Raw genomic sequence first — 3,037 nt, forward strand, 5'->3', positions numbered from 1 at the left:
CGGAAGGCTTCGAGCAACGGCCGAATCAGCAGCACACCGAACTTGGCCGGCTTGAACACCACGGTGTTGCCCATGATCAGCGCCGGGATCAGCGTGGTGAAGGTTTCGTTCAGCGGGTAGGTGTATGGCCCCATGCACAAGGCCACGCCCAGCGGTGCACGGCGGATCTGGCCCAGCGTGCCCTGTTCCAGCTCGAAGCGGCTGGAGCGGCGGTCGAGGTCCTTGAGGGCATTGATGGTATCGACGATGTAGTCGCAGGTGCGGTCGAATTCCTTCTCCGAATCCTTGAGGTTCTTGCCGATTTCCCACATCAGCAGTTTGACCACGGCCTGGCGCTGCTCACGCATGCGCGCCAGGAAGGTCTCGACGTGCTGGATGCGCTCGGCCACGCGCATGTTGGGCCAGGCGCCACGGCCTTTGTCGTAGGCCAGCACGGCGGCATCGAGGGCGGTGAGCGCGGTGTCGGCATCGAGCAGCGGGGCGCTGCCCAGTACCACCTGGTGCTCATCGTTACCTTCCTTGAGCCAGACCGGGCTGCGCACCGTGGCCAGGGGGCCGTCCCAGCGCCTCAGCTCGCCGTTCACCAGATAGTCGCGTTGTTCCAGGGGGGCTTCCAGGCGCCAGGCTTGCGGGATGTTCTCGGCGCTGGGGAAGAGTGAATCGAGCAGACGGTCCATGGGTACTGCACCTCACATTGCTGGGCGGGTTTCGAGCCAGGTGAATCGCTTCAGCTACGAGCATGCACCGGCCGCCGGAAAAACACCAGTCTGGCTTAACATGACGGTAAATGCCTGCCTGTTGCGCAGGCAGGCACCCGGGGGCTGTCAAAGCGGGAGGTTGAACAGGTCGTACGGTGGGTGTGTCAACCATTGCTGATGCAGGGCGGGGTTTGCATCAATCAGGGCCAGACGCCGCCAGAACTCTGCGCGGGCATACTGCGGGCGAGACAGGAACGGCTCCAGATCCAGCAATGCCCTGAGGTCACGTCGATACTGCAGCGGTAATCGCTGCCACAGGGCCATTTCGGCCGGGCCGGTCTGGTCGAAGAATTCCAGGTAGTCGCCTTCGCATACCAGTAGGTCAACCTGATGCACGGTATTGTAGGCCTCGATCTGCGCAAGCACAGGTGCGCCCAGCCACTCGCTTTCCAGGCGCAGGGCGTTTGCGACTGGCCTTGGTACGTTGAAACCGTCTGGCAGCCGCAGCAGCTGGTTGTCGCCAATGTCCATGATGATGGGCTCGATCATCTGGTCCAGGCCTTGCGGCAGTTCGCTGAGCGCGCAGTCGTTCAGGAACAGCGTGTTCAGATAGGCCAGCCCACGCAGGTCAGGGGCCTCCAGCAGCGGGTTGCCCGAAAGGTCCAGCACGGTAAGGCCAGGGCAGCGCTCGAGTGCCTGCTGGGCCTGGGTACTCCAGGTAATGCGGTTGCCTTCCAGGTCCAGCCAGGCGAGCTGCTCAGGGTTGCCCAGGTGGGGTACGGTGTCGAACCGGCAGTCGGTCAGCAGCAAGCGAATGAGGTTGGGGAAGCGCTCGTGGAACTCGGCCGGCAACTGGCTTAGCGAACGATTGTAGCTGAGTGACAGGTGCTGCACATGGGTGAAGTCGTCTGGCAAGGCCAGGCTGGCCAGGGCCTGGTTGTCCAGTTCCAGGCCGGACAGGTCCAGGCTGTGCAGGCGGCCACCCCCTTCAAGCGCTATGGTCGACAGCCGCCGCCAGGCGTTGATGATGGGGCGGATGGCCAGGTGCCGCTGGTGAGGATGCTGGGGATCGGGCCTGGCCCATTCATGCAGGTCACGGCGCAAAGTATCCAGACGCTGCTGCAGGTCGTGCAGCCGCTGTGTGGGTGAGCGAATGTCATCGGCGTTGAGGTTGTCCTCATCGTTGCCCAGCCAGTTTTCGAACTCCTGATCGGTGGCGTCCGGGAACAAGCGGCGATAGGCCCCGGCCAGCGAGCCTGCCAGGCGCGGCTGAGGCGGTTCGGGGGTCAACGGCAGCCCGCCGCGCAAGCTTCCCAAGGGCTTGCGCAGTGCCGTTCGCTGCCCCCAGAGCCGCTGGGCCAATGTCTCCCTGTGCTTGTCGACCCAATCCAGAACGTGCTGGCGTAGCGAACTGCCATCGGCGCTCGGGATACCCAGCATGTCGCGGTGCGAGCGTGACAGTGCCTGCTCTATGGCGCGACAGAGGTCCGGATCACGCAGCGCAGGTGCAGGGCGCTCGCCCAGGTCGACCTCATAGCCCTCGACCGATTTGATCACGCGACGCAGGGTGGTGGCCTGGTCGCTGCCGACCTGCTCCAGCCGCGGGCCTTCAGGGCTGGCGCCGCGCAGCTCCAGGCGCAGGTCCCCAGGCCAGTCGGGCATCGCATCCAGTGCGCAGAAAAGCAGGCGTTCGCTGTGACTGCTGGCCCGGGCAGGCTGAAGCACGCCTTCCAGCGCGCGTACCAGGGGCAGCTCGCCATGCACTTGCTCCAGCAACTGGCGAACTTGCGTGGGCAGCTGACCGTGCTGTTGCCAGGCGAGCGATTCGGCTTCGCCCAACGGTGCCAGCAAACGCTTGGCCAGGGCAGGGGAAAGCCGTGGATAGGCATCGAGCAGTTTCCGGGTCGACGGGGTGGTGGGCTCGCTGCCGTTGTAGAGCCGCTCGAACAGGCCTGGTGGGGCCTTCTCGGCCAACGCCGCTACCTCGGCCTGCGCCGCCATGCGTTGCAGGGCATCGAGCAACAGCGGCGGCGTTGGCTGGCCCTCCAGGTGCACACGGCGCAAGCACGCGGCGTCGACGCCACAGAGGCGGCTGGCCTGCGTCAGCTGTTCTGGGGTGAACGCTGCATATGGCTGGCCAAGACGGCGTACCAGCTTCGCGAATGGCCACTGGCCGGGCTGCTCATGCTGACCACGCCAGGCGCCTTGGCTGTTGTGCGCCAGCGGTGGCTGCCAGGCATCGGGCACCTCGGGGTGAATGGCCCGCCATTGCTGCAAATGGCTGTCGAAGCGTTGCTCGAAGAGTTCGCCGTCCATGCGGATGAAGTGCCGGCCCTCGT

2 protein-coding genes are annotated in these 3,037 nt (G+C 65.1%); both read right to left on the reverse strand.

Annotation, left to right across the window (positions count from 1 at the left end; translation table 11 throughout):
- Window positions 1–677 (reverse strand): aldehyde dehydrogenase family protein (locus JV551A3_RS15040; RefSeq protein ID WP_133978862.1); only part of this gene is annotated, 677 nt, incomplete at its 3' end.
- 147 nt (window positions 678–824) lie between these two features.
- On the reverse strand, window positions 825–3,037 hold a 2,213-nt coding region (locus tag JV551A3_RS15050; RefSeq protein ID WP_133978866.1), incomplete at its 5' end, for a leucine-rich repeat domain-containing protein.

Origin of the sequence: Pseudomonas inefficax (assembly GCF_900277125.1) — a bacterium.
In the GTDB taxonomy this organism is placed as follows: Bacteria; Pseudomonadota; Gammaproteobacteria; order Pseudomonadales; family Pseudomonadaceae; genus Aquipseudomonas; species Aquipseudomonas inefficax.